This is a genomic window from Kribbella soli, assembly GCF_004331345.1.
GTDB classification, from domain to species: Bacteria; Actinomycetota; Actinomycetes; order Propionibacteriales; family Kribbellaceae; genus Kribbella; species Kribbella soli.
Genome location: NZ_SJJZ01000001.1, coordinates 321382 through 341457 on the forward strand (window position 1 = coordinate 321382; position 20076 = coordinate 341457).

22 protein-coding genes are annotated in these 20076 nt (G+C 68.2%); 12 read left to right on the plus strand and 10 right to left on the minus strand.

The annotated features are described in order from the left end of the window. Positions 1–4: 4 nt before the first annotated feature. Both E0H45_RS01565 and E0H45_RS01570 read right to left on the minus strand, forming a co-directional pair. Positions 5–2755 (minus strand): Calx-beta domain-containing protein, encoded by a 2751-nt coding sequence (locus E0H45_RS01565; protein ID WP_238154744.1) that lies wholly within the window; start codon positions 2753–2755, stop codon positions 5–7. A gap of 63 nt (positions 2756–2818) precedes the next feature. Further along, entirely contained in the window at positions 2819–3733 is a 915-nt protein-coding gene (locus E0H45_RS01570) for an alpha/beta fold hydrolase (RefSeq protein WP_131334475.1), read from the minus strand. A 64-nt stretch (positions 3734–3797) separates the two neighbouring features. Here E0H45_RS01570 and ligD point away from each other — a divergent pair, with 64 nt between their 5' ends. From ligD to E0H45_RS01590, 5 genes are all read left to right on the plus strand, one after another. Next, positions 3798–4724: a non-homologous end-joining DNA ligase gene (ligD, locus tag E0H45_RS01575; RefSeq protein ID WP_131334476.1), complete on the plus strand. Its 927-nt coding sequence runs from the start codon at positions 3798–3800 to the stop codon at positions 4722–4724. Between the two features lie 8 nt (positions 4725–4732). Beyond that, positions 4733–4900 (plus strand): hypothetical protein, encoded by a 168-nt coding sequence (locus E0H45_RS42300; RefSeq protein ID WP_165546329.1) that lies wholly within the window; start codon positions 4733–4735, stop codon positions 4898–4900. Between the two features lie 153 nt (positions 4901–5053). Next, entirely contained in the window at positions 5054–5683 is a 630-nt protein-coding gene (locus E0H45_RS01580; protein ID WP_130383969.1) for a TetR/AcrR family transcriptional regulator, read from the plus strand. Between the two features lie 113 nt (positions 5684–5796). Next, positions 5797–6024: a DUF3107 domain-containing protein gene (locus E0H45_RS01585; protein ID WP_131334477.1), complete on the plus strand. Its 228-nt coding sequence runs from the start codon at positions 5797–5799 to the stop codon at positions 6022–6024. A gap of 159 nt (positions 6025–6183) precedes the next feature. After that, positions 6184–6444: a GlsB/YeaQ/YmgE family stress response membrane protein gene (locus tag E0H45_RS01590; RefSeq protein ID WP_238154745.1), complete on the plus strand. Its 261-nt coding sequence runs from the start codon at positions 6184–6186 to the stop codon at positions 6442–6444. 185 nt (positions 6445–6629) lie between these two features. Here the strand turns inward: E0H45_RS01590 and E0H45_RS01595 are convergent, their stop codons facing one another. Beyond that, on the minus strand, positions 6630–7310 hold the full coding sequence (locus E0H45_RS01595; protein WP_202872168.1) for a ferritin-like fold-containing protein: 681 nt from the start codon (positions 7308–7310) through the stop codon (positions 6630–6632). Between the two features lie 252 nt (positions 7311–7562). Here E0H45_RS01595 and E0H45_RS01605 point away from each other — a divergent pair, with 252 nt between their 5' ends. Both E0H45_RS01605 and E0H45_RS01615 read left to right on the plus strand, forming a co-directional pair. Beyond that, on the plus strand, positions 7563–9434 hold the full coding sequence (locus E0H45_RS01605; RefSeq protein WP_238154746.1) for a DEAD/DEAH box helicase: 1872 nt from the start codon (positions 7563–7565) through the stop codon (positions 9432–9434). An 87-nt stretch (positions 9435–9521) separates the two neighbouring features. Beyond that, positions 9522–10454 (plus strand): DUF4349 domain-containing protein, encoded by a 933-nt coding sequence (locus E0H45_RS01615; RefSeq protein ID WP_131334481.1) that lies wholly within the window; start codon positions 9522–9524, stop codon positions 10452–10454. An 8-nt stretch (positions 10455–10462) separates the two neighbouring features. On the opposite strand, the gene E0H45_RS01620 is transcribed toward E0H45_RS01615, so the two are convergent. Further along, positions 10463–11215, minus strand: a complete 753-nt coding sequence (locus E0H45_RS01620; RefSeq protein ID WP_131334482.1) for a ParA family protein — start codon at positions 11213–11215, stop codon at positions 10463–10465. Between the two features lie 150 nt (positions 11216–11365). Here E0H45_RS01620 and E0H45_RS01625 point away from each other — a divergent pair, with 150 nt between their 5' ends. Further along, positions 11366–12241 (plus strand): alpha/beta fold hydrolase, encoded by an 876-nt coding sequence (locus E0H45_RS01625; RefSeq protein WP_131334483.1) that lies wholly within the window; start codon positions 11366–11368, stop codon positions 12239–12241. Here E0H45_RS01625 and E0H45_RS01630 read toward each other — a convergent pair. Both E0H45_RS01630 and E0H45_RS01635 read right to left on the minus strand, forming a co-directional pair. Continuing rightward, positions 12234–13313, minus strand: coding sequence for a hypothetical protein (locus E0H45_RS01630; protein WP_131334484.1), 1080 nt, complete (start codon positions 13311–13313; stop codon positions 12234–12236). The two genes, E0H45_RS01625 and E0H45_RS01630, sit on opposite strands and share 8 nt — an antisense overlap. Continuing rightward, on the minus strand, positions 13310–13843 hold the full coding sequence (locus E0H45_RS01635) for an RNA polymerase sigma factor (protein ID WP_131334485.1): 534 nt from the start codon (positions 13841–13843) through the stop codon (positions 13310–13312). Before E0H45_RS01635 ends, E0H45_RS01630 begins: the two co-directional genes overlap by 4 nt. 189 nt (positions 13844–14032) lie before the next feature. Here E0H45_RS01635 and E0H45_RS01640 point away from each other — a divergent pair, with 189 nt between their 5' ends. The 4 genes from E0H45_RS01640 to E0H45_RS01650 all read left to right on the plus strand — a co-directional run bounded on the left by E0H45_RS01640 (position 14033) and on the right by E0H45_RS01650 (position 16352). Further along, the gene (locus E0H45_RS01640) at positions 14033–14836 is read left to right on the plus strand and encodes a hypothetical protein (protein ID WP_165546330.1); all 804 of its coding nucleotides are present in this window, start codon (positions 14033–14035) and stop codon (positions 14834–14836) included. Further along, positions 14833–15147 (plus strand): hypothetical protein, encoded by a 315-nt coding sequence (locus tag E0H45_RS01645; protein ID WP_131334487.1) that lies wholly within the window; start codon positions 14833–14835, stop codon positions 15145–15147. The genes E0H45_RS01640 and E0H45_RS01645 overlap by 4 nt, the downstream gene beginning before the upstream one ends. A 26-nt stretch (positions 15148–15173) precedes the next feature. After that, on the plus strand, positions 15174–15296 hold the full coding sequence (locus E0H45_RS43565; protein ID WP_272948930.1) for a hypothetical protein: 123 nt from the start codon (positions 15174–15176) through the stop codon (positions 15294–15296). Positions 15297–15488: 192 nt separating this feature from the next. Further along, positions 15489–16352: a hypothetical protein gene (locus E0H45_RS01650; RefSeq protein WP_131334488.1), complete on the plus strand. Its 864-nt coding sequence runs from the start codon at positions 15489–15491 to the stop codon at positions 16350–16352. 31 nt (positions 16353–16383) lie between these two features. On the opposite strand, the gene E0H45_RS01655 is transcribed toward E0H45_RS01650, so the two are convergent. The 4 genes from E0H45_RS01655 to E0H45_RS01670 form a co-directional block, all read right to left on the minus strand. Then, on the minus strand, positions 16384–17331 hold the full coding sequence (locus E0H45_RS01655; protein ID WP_131334489.1) for an ABC transporter ATP-binding protein: 948 nt from the start codon (positions 17329–17331) through the stop codon (positions 16384–16386). A gap of 4 nt (positions 17332–17335) precedes the next feature. Then, positions 17336–18151 (minus strand): ABC transporter permease, encoded by an 816-nt coding sequence (locus E0H45_RS01660; RefSeq protein WP_238154747.1) that lies wholly within the window; start codon positions 18149–18151, stop codon positions 17336–17338. Next, the gene (locus tag E0H45_RS01665) at positions 18144–18941 is read right to left on the minus strand and encodes an ABC transporter permease (RefSeq protein ID WP_131334490.1); all 798 of its coding nucleotides are present in this window, start codon (positions 18939–18941) and stop codon (positions 18144–18146) included. Before E0H45_RS01665 ends, E0H45_RS01660 begins: the two co-directional genes overlap by 8 nt. A 240-nt stretch (positions 18942–19181) precedes the next feature. Next, positions 19182–20027 carry an alpha/beta fold hydrolase gene (locus E0H45_RS01670; protein WP_131334491.1) on the minus strand — a complete coding sequence of 282 codons (846 nt, stop codon included), beginning with the start codon at positions 20025–20027 and terminating at the stop codon, positions 19182–19184. Positions 20028–20076: the final 49 nt, after the last annotated feature.

Below are 20076 nucleotides of genomic sequence, written 5' to 3' on the forward strand. Positions count from 1 at the left end.
GGGTTCAGTCGTTGTCGGTGATGGTGGCGGTGAGGGTTTTGGGGAGTTTCAGAACGGCTCCGTCGATCTGGTTGATCACCGCGGTGAAGGTCTCGGCCGGTTCCTTGGCCTTGTCGTCGAGGATCTTGACCAGGAGCTCCCCGGTGGTCTTGCCGGGTTCGACGGACCCCTCGACGGTCCGGTCGGCGGGGCCGGTGCCGTCGTCGCTGACGCTGCGGTAGTCCTTGCGGATCACCGCCGTACCGTCCTTCAGGACGCCGGAGAAGCTGACGTACTTGTCGCTCGGCGCGGACAGCTTGACCGGGAAGCTCACGACGCCGGCCTTCTCGGTCGCCTTCAGGTTGCCGAGCGTCAGCGTCGGCGTCGGGTCGTCGTCGATGACCAGACCGTGCCCGAACGACTCGTACAGCAGCCCGTCACGCGGCGCGGAGAGCACCAGGCTGAACGGCAGGTCGTAGCTGTCCCGGGTGTTCGCCGTAATCGGCACGGTCACCTTCTGCCGCACCTGGCCCGGTTTGAACACCAGCCGCCGCGCAATATCCCCGACGGACTCGCCGAGGTCCCCGTTCGTCTCGACGTACACACTGACCGGGCGGATGCTCGGCCGCGACATGCGCACCCAGAAGTCCACAGTGCGCGTGCCCTTGTCCCCCTCCTTCACAGTGACGCTGGACGCGGACAGCTTCGGCAGCAGGACCGCAGGTGCCGAGAGCCCGAGTCCGGGCGACGAGAAGCCCAGATCACTCACGTACGCCGACCCGCTGGCGACCCTGTCCGTCCGCAGCTCCACAGCACGCACGTCCCGCAGGTCCACGCCCTTCAGCGACGGCACTGGGATACGTACGGTCCGCAGCAGGTTCTTCGGCAGACCGCCCTCGTTGTTGCCGGGCATCCGCACCAGGGCATCACTGACCGCAGACACCGGTACTACTGCCGCCCGGCCGTGCCCGTCGACGACCCGGACACTCAGGTCAGTCTTGGGCGCGCCAGCCGGGTCCGGTGCGGCACGGAACGTCAGCGCCGCGAACCGCCGTACGTCGCGCTTCCCAGCAGGTACGTCGACGCGTACTACCCCGTTGGTACCCGTCCACTTCAGCTTGGTGACCGCTGTGGTCGGCGTCCTCGCGGCGAACCACGCCGTACCCCAGTGCGGCGCGTTGCCCCAGTCTTCGGTCTCCATGCACGTCGGCGTAGGCGCCCGCATGGTCGGAGCGGTCACACCCGCGCACACAGTCGCAGACAGCTTGCCGCCGACCGCACCGGTCGGCAGCGCCTTGTCGAAGTGGGTCAGGTCCCGCCGCGACCCGAGTGGTGCCTGCGACACCACCCGTACGACGGCCTTCCCAGCGGACGCCGCCCGCGAGTCCGACCCGTCGAACTGCGCCTGAAACTGCGTCTCGTGGCCCAGCTGCAGCCGGAAGAACCCAGCGACGTACGCCGTACCGACGGCCTGCTGCTGCTTCGCTGTCAACCGGCCCGCGTACTTCGCTCCGCACGGCGACGCCTTCTCGTCACCGAACCAGTCGTCGTTCGACGGGGCCACCGACTGACCAGGGGTCCATTCGGTGTTGAAGAAGTTGTGGTTGGCGCCCAGCACCGTGACGGTGGACCGCGGCGCGGTGTCACCGCCAACGGAGTACCTGGTGTCGTCGTAGAACTTCTGGCCCTGCAGATCGGACACGTCACCGTCGCAGTACGGCAGTACGACGCTCATCGCCACACCGGGCACCGTGGCCCGCGCGAAGTCAGTGGGAGCCAGCGGAAGCACGGCGCGGATCCCGTACTGGCCGCCGCGGTCAGCGTTGAGCACAGCGGCCCGAGCAACGCCCTCGCCGCCACGGGAGTGCCCCATCAGGCCAACGTTCTGCAAGTTGATCTTGCCGACAAAGCGGGTACCGAACGGTGCCCCGCCGATCGTCGACCACTTCCTCCAGAGTGCGAGGTGGTCCAGGATCAGTTCGGCCCGCGCCTGTGCGCCGGCGTCGTACGCCTCGCTGTCCCAGCCGTTGATCGCGTTGGCACTGATCGAGACGACCTGATACCCGTTGCTGGCCAGTGCCGTCGCCGGACCGTCGTACCCGCGGTAGCTGGGGATCGGCTTCATTCCCGGCGGACACGGCCACGGCTTCTCGTTGTCGGACGGGTGGGTGGGCTCGCCGTAGCAGACCTCGTGCCGGCCGTGCAGGAAGACCACGAGCGGCCGCGGGCCCACCGCACCACGTGGCGAATACACCTTTCCGCGAAGCTCCGAGCGGTGCGCGAGACCTGGTAGGTAGACGGCCTCGTCACCCAGGTTGTACTCCGCGGTGTCGACCTTGTACTTGCCCAGCGTGCCGGGATCCGTCGGCAGCAGCGGTCCACGCCGCGCCTTCAGCCAGTCGGCATCGGTCGGTCCGGCGGGGCCGATGCTCCGGTCCTTACCGGCCTCCTTGCCGAGGTCCCCGGACCACACCAGGCGGACGTCGCGCGCTTTCAGCACAGCCGGATCGGTGCTGACGAGTGTCAGCGTCTTCCGGTCCGGCGACTGCTTCGCAACGCCGAGCGGCGCGCCGTCGACCTCCAGCAGCGGCAGCGATGCACGCATCGGTGCGGGCGCGTCGAGGTGCAGGGTCAGTTGATATCCGCTGGCAACAGGCCGCACTTCCCATTGGTTGCTCTGAGCAACAACCGGTGGTGCGGCGGTCGCAGTCAGCGGCCCCACACCAAGGAGTACGGCGATCCCCAACGACAGATTTCGGGCGGTTCTGCCAATCACGCGCCCAAGTTGACCTGACGCTCCGCTCAGTCATGTCTCAGCCGGGCCTCGGATTCGACTCGATCAAGCGATCAGGTGACGGAACGCCCGCGCCACTTGATCCGGGTGCTCCATCTGGGCGACATGTCCCGACTGCGGGAGGTAGAGGAGTCGGGCGTTCGGGAAGGTGCGCTGGGCCTTGGTACGGATCCGTGCGTCGACCAACCGGTCCTTGCCGCCGTAGATCAACAGCACTGGGCACTCGACTGTTGCGGCGTCCGCCCAGAGTGATCGGCGCGGCCTGGCCAGCGACGACCGCAGGATGCTGCGTGCGGCCTCCACAGTGGCCTGCCGAACCCACGGGTCGGTGTCGCGCCGATGCAGTTCCTCCTCGTACGCCGCGCGCACCTCAGGCGCCAGCGACCGCGGATCCCCGAACACCATCGCCAACGACGCCTGGAACCGCTGGTCGAACGGCAACCGCTGTGTCCGCTCCAGTACGGCGGGACCGAGCCGGGGCGTCGCCAGCGCGGTGAACCACAGCGCACTCGCCGACACCCGCGGATGCGGCAGTGCGGGCGAGACGAGCGTCAGCGACGCCACCAGGTCGGGACGCTGCGCAGCCAGCGCCACCGACGAGGCACCGCCCATCGAGTTCCCGAACACGTGCACCGGCTGGTCGTACTCGCGTTCCAGCAGCTGGATCAGTACGTCGGCCTGCTCCGAGATCCCGGTCACACCGGACAGCGGCGTACGACCGAAACCCGGCAGGTCGGGGGCGATGCCCCGGATCGTGTCGTTGAGCATCAGGCCGAGAGCGGTCCAGTTCAGCGACGACCCGCCCAGGCCGTGGACGAAGAGAGCGGGCGGCAGGTCCGGTGCCGCCTGCGGCACGTCTCTGACCAGCAGCTCCACCCCTGCGACCGGCACCCGCCGCTCCGGCCACTTCTGCAGTTCCACGGGTTCGGCGTCCCCGGTTACTGGTCCGTAACTCTCCACGGCACCATGGTAAGCAGAGTCGCCAGACCCCGCTTAGCCGCCGTTCAGGTGGAGACTGGGACGCATGGCGGGAGCGCAGCAGCAGCTGACGACCGAGGTGGATGGGCAGACGATGAAGCTCACCAACCTCAGCAAGGTCCTGTATCCACAGACCGGGTTCACCAAGGCCGAGGTCATCGACTACTACCACCAGGTGGCCGCGTTGCTGCTGCCACACCTGTCCGACCGGCCCCTGACCCGCAAACGGTGGCCGGACGGCACCGCAGCGGCGTACTTCTTCGAGAAGAACGCTCCCCGCGGTACGCCGGCCTGGGTACGGACCGAGACGCTGCCCACGCCCGGTAGCTCGACGGGCCGCGACGAAATGAGTTTCGTGGTCTGTGACGACGTACAGACCGTGGTGTGGCTGGCCAACCTGGCTGCGCTCGAGCTGCACGTCCCGCAGTGGCGGATCGGGCTGTCCGACCAGGGCCGGGACCCGCAGGCGGACCTGATCGTGTTCGACCTGGACCCGGGGCCGGGTGCGAGCATCGTCGAGTGCTGCGACGTGGCGCTGGCGCTGCGGCAACTGCTGGGCCACTACGGCATGGAGGGCTGGCCCAAGACGTCCGGGAACAAGGGGATGCACCTGTACGTGCCGATCGAACCTGCGTCGTCCAGGCAGACCAGTGCGTTCGCCAAGCAGTTGGCCGAGCAACTGGCGGAGGCGTTGCCGGAGAACGTGACCGCCAACATGACCAAGGCGCTGCGGCCCGGCAAGGTGTTCATCGACTGGAGCCAGAACGCCAGCGCGAAGACCACGCTGGCGCCGTACTCCCTCCGCGGCTCCGACGAACCCCGGGTGTCCACACCGATCGACTGGGACGAGGTGGCATCCGCCACGTCACCGGAGGATCTCCGGTTCCTGCCGCACGACGTCCTCGCCCGGATCGAGGAGTACGGCGACGTACTGGAAGGGCTGTACGACGACCCGCAGCCGCTACCGAGCTAGGAGGCGACATGACTGAGACCGATTTCGAGGGCCCGGACTACGATCCGGCCTTCGACGCCGAGCACGACACCGAGCAGGACGAGGCGGAGCCCGACGTACCCGCCGATGCCAACCCGGCGGACGTGGAGGAGCAGCGCCGCGAGGTCGGCGACTCCGACGACGACGATTATCGCTGACAGCTGCCCCTGACAGCCGCTTTAACGACTACCACGATGGAACACTGTTCGGCGGGGAAGCTACTGGCGAGGAGGACTGCTGGGTAGGATTCGGAGAACGACCTGGCGGCCGACGCAGACTGCCGCCGGAGCGCACCCTCGAAGGAGCCGACCGTGTCGACGACACCGGAGACCGCACCCAAGCGTGGCAGCCGCCTGCCCCGGCTGGCCCGTCGCGCGCAACTGCTCGAGGCTGCCCAGGAGGTCTTCGTCGCGAACGGGTACCACGCCGCCGCGATGGACGACATCGCAGACCGGGCCGGCGTGTCCAAGCCCGTCCTGTACCAGCACTTCCCCGGGAAGCTGGAGCTCTACCTGGCGCTGCTGGACACCTCCTGCGACGCGATCGTCGCCTCGGTGCAGGACGCACTGAAGTCGACCGAGGACAACAAGCTCCGGGTCGCGGCGACGATGCACGCGTTCTACGACTACGTGGCGAACGCGCAGGGCGCCTTCCGGCTGGTGTTCGAGTCGGACCTGACCAACGAGCCGGCCGTCCGGGAGCGCGTCGACCGGGTCACCCACGCCTGCGCCGAGGCCGTTTCCGAGGTGATCAGCGCCGACGCCGGCCTCAGCCGCGAGCAGTCGATGGTGCTGGCCGTCAGCCTGGTCGGCATGGCCCAGGTCAGCGCCCGCTACTGGCTCGGCGCCGGCGACCCGTCGTTCCCGCAGCAGCAGGCCGCCGACCTGGTCGCATCACTGGCCTGGCGCGGCATCCGCGGCTTCCCGCGGACCGACAACTGAGCGGCCTCTCGGGTTCTGCTTTGGGCGGACGGATGAGAGCTGGGGATCGGTAGCGGATAGGCTCGAAGCGTCATCGGCGAGAGTCGCCGGTCGGAGCGTGCCCGGAGGGTTTCGTGGAGGTCAAGATCGGCGTGCAACACGCCAATCGTGAATTGGTTCTGGAGAGCGAGCAGACTCCGGAAGAGGTCCAGGAACTGGTGGCGGCGGCGCTCACCGGCAAGTCCGGTCTGCTCGAGCTGGCCGACGAGAAGGGCCGCAAGGTGCTGATCCCGGCCGACCGGCTCGCGTACGTCGAGATCGGCGAGGTGTCGACCCGCAAGGTCGGATTCGGCGCGATCTGATCGCGTTCCGGACACAGTCGCGCGTGTCCCGGTTGCAGAGCGCCACTCACAGGGCACGATTGCGGTGAGACCTGCGCCTAACTGGTCTGGTTGTCACGGGGCACCGGGCCGGCGCAGGTTCACCATCCCTCACAAGGAGGAACCGTGTACTGGGTCTGGATGATTATCGTCAGCCTCATCGCGGGCATCATCTTCGGGCCGTTGGCCCGGGCGGTGCTCCCCGGCAAGCAGAACATCAGCCTCGGCTGGACCATCCTCGGCGGCGGCATCGGCGCCTTCATCGGTGGTCTGATCGCCAAACTCCTCGGTGTCAAGGACACATCAGGCCCGGACTGGATCCAGTACCTGATCCAGATCATCTGCGCCGCGATCGTGGTCGCGATCATCTCCTCACGCAACAGCAAAACCAAAGCCGCCTAGCCCAGGCATCACCAAACGGCCGCCGCCCCACCGGGCAGGCGGCCGTTGCCATTTCCCTGGCAGACCCACCAATTTGGCTGGTACACCAGCGAAGTACTGGGTTACCCACCCTGGTTCAGGGTGAGTAACCCCAGATGTGGTGGGTCAGCCAGGGAAATTGGTGGGTCAGCCAGGGAAATTGGGCCTCAGGCCTGGAGGCCGAGGGCGGTCATTCGGGCGGTGTGGGCCTCGGTGAGGCGGGTGAGCATGCGGCCGATGGCGGCCAGGTCCAGGCCGGGGCGGTCCACGCTGCCGGCCAGCAGAGCAGCCAGGGAGTCGCGGTCGGCGGCGATCCGCTGGGCCTGGCTGAGGGCCTCGCCCACCAGGCGGCGACCCCACAGCGCCAGCCGGCCACCGAGCTTCGGGTCCTCGTCGATCGCGGCCCGGACCCGGTCCACCACGAATTCGGCCTGACCGGAGTCGGCGAACACCTCCAGCACCAAGGCCCGGGTCTCCGCATCCACGAACGACGCGATCTCCCGGTAGAAGTCGTTGGCCAGGCCGTCCCCGACGTACGCCTTGACCAGGCCCTCGAGCCAGTCCGACGGGGCGGTGTGGTCGTGGAAGGCGTCCAGCGGGGTGACGAACGGCGTCATCGCCTCCATCGGATCCACCCCGAGCGCGACCAGCCGGTCTCGCAATTGCACGAAGTGCCCGAACTCGGTGGTCGCCAGCGCGGCGAGCTCCGCCTTGTCGTTCAGGGTCGGCGCCAGTTTGGCGTCCTCCGCCATCCGTTCGAACGCGGTCAGCTCGCCGTACGCGAGCACTCCCAGCAGATCCACCGCCGCGGCCCGGTAGGCGGGATCATCAAAGGCCGTCTGCTCCATGCCCGGCACCCTATCGGGCCGCGACGAACAGTGGCGCATGCCACACGAAGCGGCGTTGACAGCCGCTGCGGTTACACTGGTGAGCGATTCGCCGGTGACGCGCCCAGATGGGCAAGCTGGTGCGAGGTGCTTGCACAGTGTCCCCGCGCCTCACGATCGGGGCTTTCATGCCCCAGGCGCCCGGCCACTGAAGCATCTGTCCGCACAAGCATGTGAGAGGCGATCAGCCTGACCACCTTCCGAGAGCTCGGGGTGCTCCCCGAGATCTGTGACGCGCTCGACCGCGTCAACATCATCGAACCCTTCCCGATCCAGGAGATGACTCTCCCGGTGGCCCTGATGGGCACCGATCTGATCGGGCAGGCCCGCACCGGCACCGGCAAGACGCTCGGCTTCGGCATCCCGCTGCTGCAGCGCACGATCGCGCCGCACGAGCCGGACTACGACGAGCTGGTCGCGCCGGGCAAGCCCCAGGCACTGGTCGTCACCCCGACCCGGGAACTGACCATCCAGGTCGCCAAGGACCTCGAGACCGCCTCCACCGTCCGCACTGTGCGGATCCTCAAGGTGTACGGCGGGGTTGCGTACGAGCCGCAGCTCGACGCGCTGAAGAGCGGCGTCGACGTCGTCGTCGGTACGCCGGGACGCCTGCTGGACCTGGCGAACCGGGGTGTTCTCGACCTCGGCCACATCAAGGTCCTGGTCCTGGACGAGGCCGACGAGATGCTCGACCTCGGCTTCCTGCCCGACGTCGAGCGGATCCTGCGCAAGACGCCGGAGCTGCGCCAGACCATGTTGTTCTCGGCAACCATGCCGTCGGCCGTGATCGCGCTGGCCCGCACCCACATGCGGCACCCGCTGAACATCCGGGCCGAGTCGCACGAGGACACCCAGATGGTGCCGACCACGGCACAGTTCGTCTACCGGGCGCACGATCTGGACAAGCCCGAGGTGGTGGCCCGCATCCTGCAGGCCGACGACCGCGGCCGGGTGATGATCTTCTGCCGGACCAAGCGCGAGGCCTCCCGGCTGACCGATGACCTGCAGGACCGCGGGTTCAAGGCGGCCGCGATCCACGGTGACCTCAACCAGCAGGCGCGCGAGCGGGCGCTGACCCGGTTCCGCGGCGACAAGATCGACGTACTGATCTGCACCGACGTCGCGGCCCGGGGCATCGACGTCGAGGGCGTCACGCACGTCATCAACAACACCTGCCCCGAGGACGAGAAGGCCTACATCCACCGGATCGGCCGGACCGGACGCGCGGGGGCCAGCGGCATCGCCGTCACCTTTGTCGACTGGCCGGACCTCACGCGGTGGAAGGTGATCAACAAGGCGCTCGACCTGCCGTACGACGAGCCGCAGGAGATCTACTCCACCTCGCCGGAACTGTTCCACGACCTCGGCATTCCGTCGGAGGCGAAGGGCCGGATCCGTGCGGCGCGTGAGTCGAAGGAGACCCGCGAGCCGCGTGAAGGACGTGAATCGCGGGGGTCGCGCGAGCCCCGTGAGTCGCGGGAGTCGCGTCCGTCGCGGGACCGTCGCGATGACGGACGGTCCGAGGGCGAGCGCTCGGCCGCCAAGAAGCGGAACCGGTCCCGGAAGCGCACGCGAGCCGGTCAGCCGGTCGAAGAACTCGCCGACGTCACCACGAAGACCGAAGTACCGGCCGTGACCGAGGCTCCGGAGGAGGCGCCGGCGCCGAAGGCTCGCAAGCGCACCCGCACCCGGAAGACCGCGGAGACCGTCGAGACTGCGGCCGTGGAGACTGCGGCGGTCGAGGCACCGGCCGTCGACGCACCGGCTGTCGAGGCACCGGAAGAGAAGAAGCCGGTCAAGCGCACCCGGACCCGGAAGACCGCCGAGGCTGCACCGTCCGCGACCGAGGCCCCGGACACTGCGGCCGTCGAGGTCGAGGTTCCGGAGAAGAAGCCGGTCAAGCGGACGCGGACGCGCAAGACCGCCGAGGCGAAGGCACCCGCCGAGGCCAAGGCCGATCAGCCGACCGAGGTCAAGGCTGCGGCCGACGAGAAGCCGGTGAAGCGGACGCGGACCCGGAAGGCGGCTGCAACCACCGAGCCGAAGTCCGCGCCGACGACGCCGATCTTCAGCGCGCCGGAGTGAACGTCACCTAATGGTGATCTGAAGCTGCAACACCCAGCCCCACGTGGGCCGTCCTAGGGCGGTAAACCACGAGAGAGGGGCTGGGTGATGAGGCGGATCAGAGCGGTAGCAGCCGTGGTGGCTGTCGTGGGGGTCATGGTGCTGGCCGGTTGTGGTGCCAGCGGCAACGACAGCACGAGCGGCGACGCCGCGCCGGCGCCGGCCGCGAAGCAGGGCTCCGGCGAGGCCGCGGGCAACGCGAAACCGCAGGCACCGTCCGCAGGCAAGACGGACTCGGCAGCGGGCGGCGGTAACGAACAGCCGGCGATTACGCGGGCGATCATCAAGAGCGGCTCGCTGACGGTCGAAGGCGAGGACGTCTCCGGCATGCGGCAGAAGGCCGTCGCCGCGATCGGCAGCCTCGAGGGTCAGGTGGCCTCCGAGGACACCGGCAGCGACTCCGACGGCAAGATCACCCGGTCGAACCTTGTACTCAAGGTCCCGACCAAGTCGTTCGAGACCGCGATCCAGCGGCTCTCGGACCTCGGCAAACGCCTGCAGATCCACCAGGAGTCGACCGACGTCACCGAGCAGGTGGTCGACGTGGCCAGCCGGATCGAGTCCCAGCGCGCCAGCCTGGACCGGATGCGCGCGCTGATGGCGAAGGCGAACACGATCGGTGAGATCGTCTCGGTCGAGAGCGAGCTCACCCGCCGGGAGGCCGACCTGGAATCCCTGCTGGCGAAGCAGAAGAACCTGTCCCTGCAGACCGATCTCGCGACGCTCACGCTGACGCTGACCGAGAAGGGCAAGCCGCCGGTGCAGACCGTGCAGGAGCCGGACAAGGGCTTCGTGGCCGGCCTCAAGAGCGGCTGGCATGCGTTCACCACGGCGTTCACCTCGATCGCCACCGCGGTCGGCGCGCTGCTGCCGTTCCTGGTGCTGCTGGCGATCATCCTCGTACCGTTGTGGCGCTTCCGGAGCAAGCTGCGTCGGCAGCCGGCGACCCTGCCGCCACCGGCGCCCACCAGCGGCCAGTGAAGCAGCCGTCAGTGAAGTAGTGCGCCGGCCAACGCCCGGTAGGCCTTCGCGCCGGGCGAGGCCGGCGCCGTGCTGAGTACGGTCTCGCCGATCGCGGGCGCCTCCGCGAACCGGATCGACTTCGGGATCGAGGGCTGCAGGACGTCCAGCGAGTACGTGTCCGCGATCGTCTCGAGGACGGTGCGGGCGTGCGTGGTGCGACCGTCGTACAGGGTCGGGAGGACGCCGAGCACTCGCAGGCCGGGGTTGGTCAGCCGCTGTACGTCGTGCACGGTGTCGAGCAGTTGCCCTACGCCACGATGCGCCAACGTCTCGCACTGCAGGGGAATCAGGACGTCGGTCGCCGCGGACAGCGCGTTCACGGTGAGCAGGCCGAGGGTCGGCGGGCAGTCCACGATGATCCAGTCGTACGACGTCCGCAGCGGGCGCAGCGCGGTCCGCAGTACCTGCTCCGGACCGCTCTCCCGGGACAGCTGTACGTCGGCGGTCGCCAGCGCGATCGTTGCGGGCAGCAGATCCGGGGCGTCGTCCAGCTCGATCAGTACCTCGCGGACGCGCACACCGCCGAGCAGCACGTGGTGGATCGACTTGTCCAGGTCCTCGGGGTCGATGCCGACCGAGAACGTCAGGCAGGCCTGTGGATCCAGGTCGACCAGCAGCACCCGTTGGCCGAGCTCGACCAGGGCTGCGCCGAGGGTGGCGACGGTGGTCGTCTTGGCGACGCCGCCCTTCTGATTGGCGACCGCGAGAGTGCGAGGCACCCGGCCATTGTGCCGTACCGCGGAACACCGACAGCACCGCGTACCGAACGACGGGTAGAGGTCCGGCCCGCCGACGCCGTGCCCGCCTGACACACGCGGGCCGCACCCGCCTGCGGGCGACCACTACCCGTTCGTCGGTACGCTCCTCTTGTGAGTACGCCGCGTACGTTGACGCTGCCCGACGGGGTGCGCCCCGAGACACTCGAGACCGACCGGGGCGCGTTCGCCACACTGACCGCCGTACCGGACCTCGGTACGCCGCTCGGCACGGTCCTGCTCGTGCCGGGGTGGACGGGGAGCAAGGAGGACTTCACTCCCCTGGTCGACCACCTGTGCCGGTACGGGTGGCGCACGGTGGCCGTCGACCAACGTGGTCAGTACGAGACCACAGGTCCGTCCGACAAGTCGGCGTACTCGCTGGCGGAGCTGGGCGCGGACGTGGTCGCGATGAGCAAGGCACTGGGCGGGTACAGCCAGCTGGTCGGGCACTCGTTCGGCGGGCTCGTAGCGCGTGAGGCGGTGCTGACCGACCCGTCGGTGTTCTCCACGATCAGCCTGCTCTGCTCGGGACCGGCCGCGTTCACCGACGAGGCGACGATCCAGAGCCTGCAGATGCTCGCGTTCGGGCTCGAGAACCTGCCGATCGAGCAGGTGTACGACATGAAGCTCGACCACGACAGCAAGACCCCCGGGTACGTCGCTCCGCCGGAGGACGTCGCCGCGTTCCTGCGGAAGCGATTCACCGGCAACGTGCCGACCAGCCTGGCCGAGATCACTCGCCGGCTGACGGACGCGGAGGACAAGACCGATCAGCTCGCGAAGTCCGGCGTACGCATGCAGGTGCTGCACGGAGCGACCGACGACGGCTGGCCGCTCCCTGTGCAGCAGGCGATGGCTGTAGCTCTTGGTGTGGAGGCGGAGGTCATCCCCGACGCCGGTCACTCACCTGCCATCGACCAGCCCGCAGCGACCGCCCGCCTCCTCGTGGACTTCTTCCACGACTACCCGAGCCTGATGACTAACTGACCGGTCGCACCTGCGGCGAGAACCGGATCAGGTCGAGGCCGACCGGGGTGAACGCAGCCTTCACCTCCGGGGTGTACGCCACGAGCGAGACGGATGCACCGCCGCCGTAGATCCCGGACCCGCCGGCGCCGTAGATGCCGAGCGTCTTGTTCTTGCTCATCAGGTCGCCGATCGCGTTGCTGATGCGCTCGTTGTCGGACCGGCTGAGCAGGACGGGGACGACGCAGTAGTTCCCCTGGTACACCTTCTCGAAGGCCTCCCGGAACACGGTCGCGTCACCGTGCGCGATACCGATCAGGATTACCACGGGCGCGCCGCGGCTGGTGCCGTTCGGGTACCGGAAGATCGGGCCGTCGATCTGGGCGGCGTGCGCGGTGAGGAACTTGGTCACCGCGGTCGAGGAGATGTTGCTCGGCTTCGACGTCCAGCCGCCGGGCGGGACCGGGCACTGCAGTTCGTTCTGTGCCGGGTAGGACAGCGGCTTCTCCGCCGACTGCTCCTCGACGTCGATCGCGCCGCCACGCCAGATGCCGGTGACCGCCGCGGCGCCGACGCGGACGCCCTTGACCGTTTTGATCCCGGGGACCTTGTCCAGGTCCAGGCCGTTGAGCTTGACCGCGAAGTCGTCGGGGCAGCTCGGGGCCGGCTCCTTACCGGGCGGGTAGCCGATGGCGTGGACTGCCAACGGCGGGCAGAAGACGGGCGTTTTACCCGGAGCGGCGACGATCTGGCCGCTCACCTGCACCTTGTCGCCGGGCTTCACCAGGAACTCGTCGTTGCCTTGGGCAAACGTCTGCGGGGTCCCGGCATTCGGCGTACCGCCGGCGGGCGCACTGGCGACGGGACTGGCCGGGGCGTCGGCCGTCGGGGACTTCGGGTTCGGGAGCACGGTGATGACACCGGCCGCGACCACCGCAACGCTCGCCGCCGCGAGCGCGGGCACCCAGCGACGGTTCTTGCGGCCGCCGCTCAGCATGTACTCGAGATCAGGTTCCGGGGGCGCCTCCTGATCAGCCCGCCAGCGAGCCCCAGCGCGGGTCAACAAGTCGTCGACTTCATCGGTCTGCTTCATTCGGTCACCTCCAGTAGGGTGCGGAGTCGGTTGCGGGCGTCGGAGAGGGTGGATTTCACGGTGCCTTCGGAGCAGCCCATGACGGCGGCGGTGTCGGCGATCGACAGGTCCGCGAAGTAGTAACAGTCGACCGCGAGCCGCTGCCGCGCCGAGAGCGACATGATCGCGTGGTCGACATCCATCCGGGCGTCGAGATCCGGCCGCGACACCGGTCCGCCCGTAGCCTCGTCGATCAGCGACAAGGACGCGCCGCCCGAGCGCATCCGGCGTATCGCTTTCCGCGCTTGATCCGCGGTGATCGCGAGCAGCCAGGCAGACGGCGTACCGCGACTGGCGTCGTACTGCGAGCGCTTGGCCCAGGCCCGCGCGAGCGCCTCCTGCACGATGTCGTCCCGATCCGCCCCCACCGCAAGCCGCCCCGCCAACCGCGCCATCGCCACCAGATGCGGCCGCACCCACGCAACGAACCCAGGCCCGTCCCCCGGCGGCCCCTGCACCCCCACCACCGGCTCACCCGTCATCGTCGGCATACCTTCTCTACCCCCGATCGACCCACCCGGTTGGGTCCTACCCGCATTTCAACGACCCCACCACCCCAAGGTCACCACCCCCACCCATTCCGTAACCCACCCGAGTTATCCACAGATCCCAAATCCCACCCCACAGCCACCACCCAACTCCCTACGGTCGAAGAACCACCAACCGACCAGGGGGACCAGATGCCAGGCGCCCTCCCACCCACCCCAAAATCCCTCCACGAAGCCCTGAACAACACCCGCCCCCTCAACTGGGGCGACAAGGTGGGATCAGCAGACGAAATCGCCCGCAAGTACGGCCCCGACGCGACGCAGCAGAGCCTCTCGATGCTCGGACGGGTCGTCGCGGTGGAGCCGGCGGTCACCGACCAGTTCCTGGACTCGCTGCCGCCAAGTGCGTCGCCGTACCAGCTGAGTCGAAGGGTCAAGTCGCCGGAGTCGCTCGCTCGGAAGATCGCGGACTGGGAACAGGTCAACGACCGCCAGGCGATCGACGACCTCCTGCGCTACACCGTGCTGACCGGCCAATCTGACGAGGTGGTCGCCGCGGCCCGACGGACTGTGGATTCGCTCAACGATCGCGGCTGGCGGGTCCGCTACGCGATGCATTCTTATACCGAAGGTTCGCGGTACAAGGGACTGCACGCGAATCTCTCGGTCCCAGGCTCGCCCCGCGTCGAGGTCCAGTTCCACTCGGTCGCCTCGGCGAAGGTGAAGGAGCTGACAACCCCGTGGTACGAGATCGAGCGCAGCGCGACCGCAACGGCCGTGGAGCGATCGGAGGCACGGCAGCGTTGCTGTGAGGCCTCGGCAACCCTTGAACCACCACGAGGCATCGACGAACTCACACGGTTGGGCGGAAAGCGCGTCAAAGTGAACAACTACATTGAGTATCGGATGCCGGCTGGGCAGCCCCCACTGAGCAGCGCTCCACAAGCGCCACCACACCCCACAAGGATCGAGAGAAACGGCGGGATCGCACGATGAGGCTCTACCTGGTCAAGGACGAGGAGGAGCGCCTGGTCTGGGTGGCGGCGCTCGCGCACGAGACGATGTACGCGTACGTCGCCAACACGGGAAAGTTCCACGACAACAACGCCTTACGCAACGACTTCTACATGGTCCGACGCTTCACTTACGAGGAGATCGGGCCTGCTGAAGCCAGGCGGTTGATCGGACAGGGAATCGGCACCCTCAACGAAACCGACCACCCCAACGCCCTCGTCAAGTGGCGTGCCGATCCGAAGCCTCTCGCGCCCGCCGATGTCCTTTCCATGGCAGCCGGCTCGAACGGGTAGCGGCCGAGGTGACGCGGCTGTTTCTCGTGAGGCAGGGTGAGCGGCGGATCTGGGTGGCGGCGTTGGTGGATGAGGACGTTTGGACGTACGTCGCCAATACCGGGAAGTTTCATCGCAACGACGGTGTGCGGGACGACTACTTCGCCTAGCGGAGGAGGGTTGGGGAGGTTTTCTGCCCGATTCGGGTAGACAATCCTCCCCAGATGGTCGAGCTGCCGGGACCTTTGGGGCTGTAGTTTGCGGGGGTGGAGATGATTTCGGGGCGGTGCTTTCCTACGCCTGATGTTGTTAAGACGGGGAACAATCCGGCTGCTTGGGATCAGTTGGGTGGGTTTGCTGCTGTGCAGGCTGCGGAGGCCAACGCGGCGTTGGGGGTGTTGGCGGAGCGGTTGGAGGGGGCTGGCTCACAGGCGGAGCGGGTTGCGGCGTTCGAGGCGGCGTACCGGCATGTGGCTGAGTGGCGGTACCAGGTCGCCCTGGAGGGCGTTTGGACGCGGCCGGGGGCGGACGCCGACGACGTTCAGGCGACGATCGGCGAGGGTGAGTGGATGGGGTACCGCTTGTCGCCCGGTGCGGCTTCGCGGGAGCCGGGATCGCCCGCGTGGAAGTTGCTGTCCGAGTTGGAGCAGGTTGCTCTGCAGCGGCTGGGCGGGGAGCATCAGCTGCAGAACGTCGTGACATTGCGCGACGGGACCACGGTGAACGGGAATCTGTTGCACTACGTGGCGGCGCCGCGGGACCCGGCTACAGGCGCTCCGTTTCCAGGGCATCCGGATCAGGTGAGGACCCAGACCGCGGCGTACGCGGATCGGGAGGTACTGCGGCGGGCGTCGTTCGAGGCGCTGGCCGAGTTGGAGGGGGCGCGGACTGCGGGTACGGCGGACGTGCGGGATCCTGCGCAACGGCAGGCGTTCGCGGATGCGGCGTACTTCCTGGTGCAGGGGCCGGAGTTCCGGCGCGGGAGTGATGCGATCATGCGGACGTTCCTGGCTACCGCGCACACCCGGGTGTTCGACGCGGCGCCGGTGTTGCCGCAGGCAATCGATCTGGACGGGATGGTGCGCGGCCAGGAAGGTTTCAGCCGGGTGATGCACGAACATCTCCGCCCCGCCCCAGCATCCACCGGCACCGGACCAACCTCAGCCACCACTACCGAACGAGCAGTCCCCACAAGAACCCGTCCCGGCGGCGGCCTCGCCCGCTGACCCCACCGAGCGGCCTCATCCATCAGACCACCTATGCGGAGTTGTAGAGCTGGGTGATGACGGATTCGATGGTGGGTTCGGAGACCGACAGGTCGACCAGCGGGTAGTTGGCGGCGATCTGGGCCAGCAGAGGCGCGGCGCTGGCGCTGGTCGGGAAGGTGAGGTGCTGCCGGGGCCCGTCGACCTTCACAACCGTCGCTCCGGTGACCTCGATGGGTGGCAGGGAGGCGGCCAGGTCCACGACCAGCGTGCGCGGCGCGGACTGGCTGGACTTCAGTCCGTCCAGGGTGCCGTCGAAGATCTGGTGGCCGTGGTCGATGACCATCACCCGGGTGCACAGCGCCTCGATGTCGTCGAGGTCGTGGGTGGTGAGGATGATCGTCGTACGGCGTTCCGCGTTGACCTGTGCGAGGAACTCGCGGAGCCGCGCCTTGCTGATCACGTCCAGCCCGATCGTTGGCTCGTCCAAGTAAACGATCTCGGGATCGTGCAGCAGAGCGGCGGCGATGTCACCGCGCATCCGCTGCCCCAGCGACAACTGCCGCACCGGAACGTCCAGGAGGTCCTGGAGATCGAGCAGCTCCACGAAGGTCGCCAAGTTCGACCGGTGCCGTGCGAGCGGTACGTCGTACATCTTCTGCAGCACCGCGAACGAGTCCTTCAACGGCAGGTCCCACCACAGCGTCGTACGCTGCCCGAACACCACCCCGATGCGCTTCGCCAGTTTCAACCGATGCCGCGACGGGTCGACCCCGGCCACGCGGATCGAGCCGCCGGACGGCACCAGGATCCCGGTCAGCATCTTGATCGTGGTGGACTTCCCGGCCCCGTTCGGCCCGATGTACCCCATCACCTCCCCCGGTTCGACGCTGAACGTCATACCGTCCACCGCCCGCACCTCCCGCCGGGTACGGCGGAACCCGGTCCGCGACGTCACGGTGAAGGCACGCGAAACGTCCGCCAACTCGATAACAGGCACGACCTCAACTCCCTGTACTGCGATAGCGACGAAGGCCGGCCCGCCACGCCAGCGATGCCAGCGCGACCATCACCGCCGCGACCAGCGGCGAGAGCAGCCCGATCCAGGACGGCAACCCCAACGGGGCCGGCTTGCCCAGCACGTAGAGCACCGGGTAGTAGTTGACGAAGGCAATCGGTACGACGAATGTGACGGCCCGCACGATCTGCTGACCGAAGACCACCAGCGGGTACTGCGTCATCGCCTGCCCGCCGTACGTGAACGAGTTCGCCAGCTCGGCGGAGTCCACCGACACGAACTGGAACGCGGCGCCGAGCACGAAGATCGCCGCGAAGATCACCGATCCGGCGATCATCGACACCAGCAACATGATGCCGCGGGCAACTGTCCAGTCGACGTCGAGCCGGTTCAGTGCGAACACCAGCACGATCCCCGCCTGCAGCGGCCGCCCGATCCGCCGCAGCGCGAACCCGTCCGCCGCGGCCTGCACGAACGCCGGCACCGGCCGGATCAGGTACGCGTCGAACGCGCCGGTCCGGACCCGTTCCCCGACCCGCTCGATCGACCCGGTGAACAGGTCCGCGATCCCGAGCGTCATCGAGGCCGTTGCGTAGAGCAACGCCATCTCCGCCAGCGAGAACCCGCCGAACGACGAGATGTGGCTGAACATCAGCACGATCGCGACGAAGTCCATCACCGTCAGCACCATCGAGCTGCACAGCATCAGGACGAACGACGCCGGGTACGCCATCGACGACCGTACCCACATCATGATCAGCATCCAGTACTGCGCGGGCGCCCGGAGCACACGTTCAACCACCCTGGATCACCACCTTGCGGGTCGCCACCGACGTCACCACTTGCGCGCCGAGCAGCAGCACCGCGACCCAGCCCAGCTGGAACAGCAGTGCCGAACCGGTACCGCCCGGGTTCCGGCCGAGCCAGATGTCGATCGGCACCTGCATGGTCGCGGCCCACGGCGTCGCCCGCGCGAATCCACCGATCCAGCCCGGGAACACCACCAGCGGCAGGATCATCCCCGAGAAGAACGTCGACAGCACGAGTGCCAACTGCTCCATGCCGCGGGTGTCGGTGATCCAGAACCCGGACAGCGCGACGAGGTACCTGATCCCGAAGCTGACCAGAATCGCCAGGAACACGCCGACTGCGACCGCGAGCCACGCCAGCAGGCCCGACGGGAACTTGAGATCGAACACCAGCGCTCCGACGAGCAGCGGAATCCCGCCACGCACCAGCAACTGGAACAGCGCCCGGCCGAGGTCGACCGACAGCCACCAGAGCAGCAAATGCGTCGGCCGGTACAGGTCCACCGCGATCTCGCCGCTGCGGACCCGCTCCCCCAGCTCGCCCGTGGTCGTGGCGCCCCAGATCCCGACCGGCATCAGCAGCCCCTGCTGCAGCCACACGAACGTCAGCGCGTCCGCGGCGTCGTACCCGCCGAGCCCGGGGCGCTCGTGCCACAGCGTCAGGTAGATGCCGCACATGATGAACCCGAAGACCGAGTTCGTGAACGCGCCGGACGCGGTGGCGATCCGGTACGTCGAGAACCGCCGGAACGACCGTACGGCGATCGCCCAGTAGACCCCCACCTGCAACCTCCTCTCGAAACAGGTGATGTCCGAAAGGCACAGCGGCACGCAGAACCGCCCCGGTTCCAGAAGGACCCGGGGTTCGGACACCACTGTGACGGCATGGCTGAACCACGCCGATTGTCAAAGGCAGAAGAGGGACGCTACGCCGGGCCCGACGTAGCGTCAACACAAATAACCGGTCCGGACGTGGGACCCCTCAGACCCACGCCCGGACCGGTGCCCGGAAGGTACAGGAACCTACAGGGTGTCGCTCTTCAGCAGATGAGCGAGGTGGGTGGCGAACGGCCCAGGGTGGCTGGCGTACCCGCCGTGCCCGCCCGGGAACATCACCACCGGCCAGCCGAGGTGGTCCGCGATGACCTCGATCGGCAGTCCCGGAAGGTGCATGTACGACTCCAGCCCGGCCGCGGGGACGACCCGATCGGCCACCCGCTTCAACGCGTCCAGATCGGGCTCGTACCGGGTGAACGGCAACAACTTGTGCTCGTAGAAGTTGGCCGCGTTCGCCTGCATCCGCTCCGCGAGCTCGCGGTACTCCGGCAGCAGGTCCTCCATCGGCGGCATCGCGTCGTCGTCCATGCCGGTGCCCATCATGAACACCACATCGGCCGCGGTCAGCCCGTCCTTGCGGTACGTCTCGAACACGTCGGCGAAGAACGCCCGGGCGTCGTCCGCGTCGGCGCCCGGCAGCACCTCGGTGCACGGCGGCTCGTGCGCGACCAGCATCCGCACCCGCTCGGGGTGCCGGGTGATCAGCTCGAGCCCGGTGATCGCGCCGGAACTGCTGCCGAAGACGTACGCCGGTTCGCTGCCGGCGACCGCGTCGATCAGGGCCACCGCGTCCGCGGCCGATTGCACCAGGGTCTCGTCCGTCGCGTCGCCGACGTACCCGCTGCGCGAGTTGCCCCGCGGGTCGTACGTCACGACCGTGTACTCCGCGGCGAGCTGCCCGACCATCCCGCAGAACACGCCCGCGTCGGTCCCGCCGCCCGCGATCAGCAACAGCACCGGCCCCGAGCCAGCGACCTCGTAGTGCAGCGTTGCCCCCGGCACCGCCAATTTGTTCACAGTCTTCGCACCCATCAGGCGATCCCCTTTCGTTCACCCTCAGGGTTCACCCATCCGCTGGCAT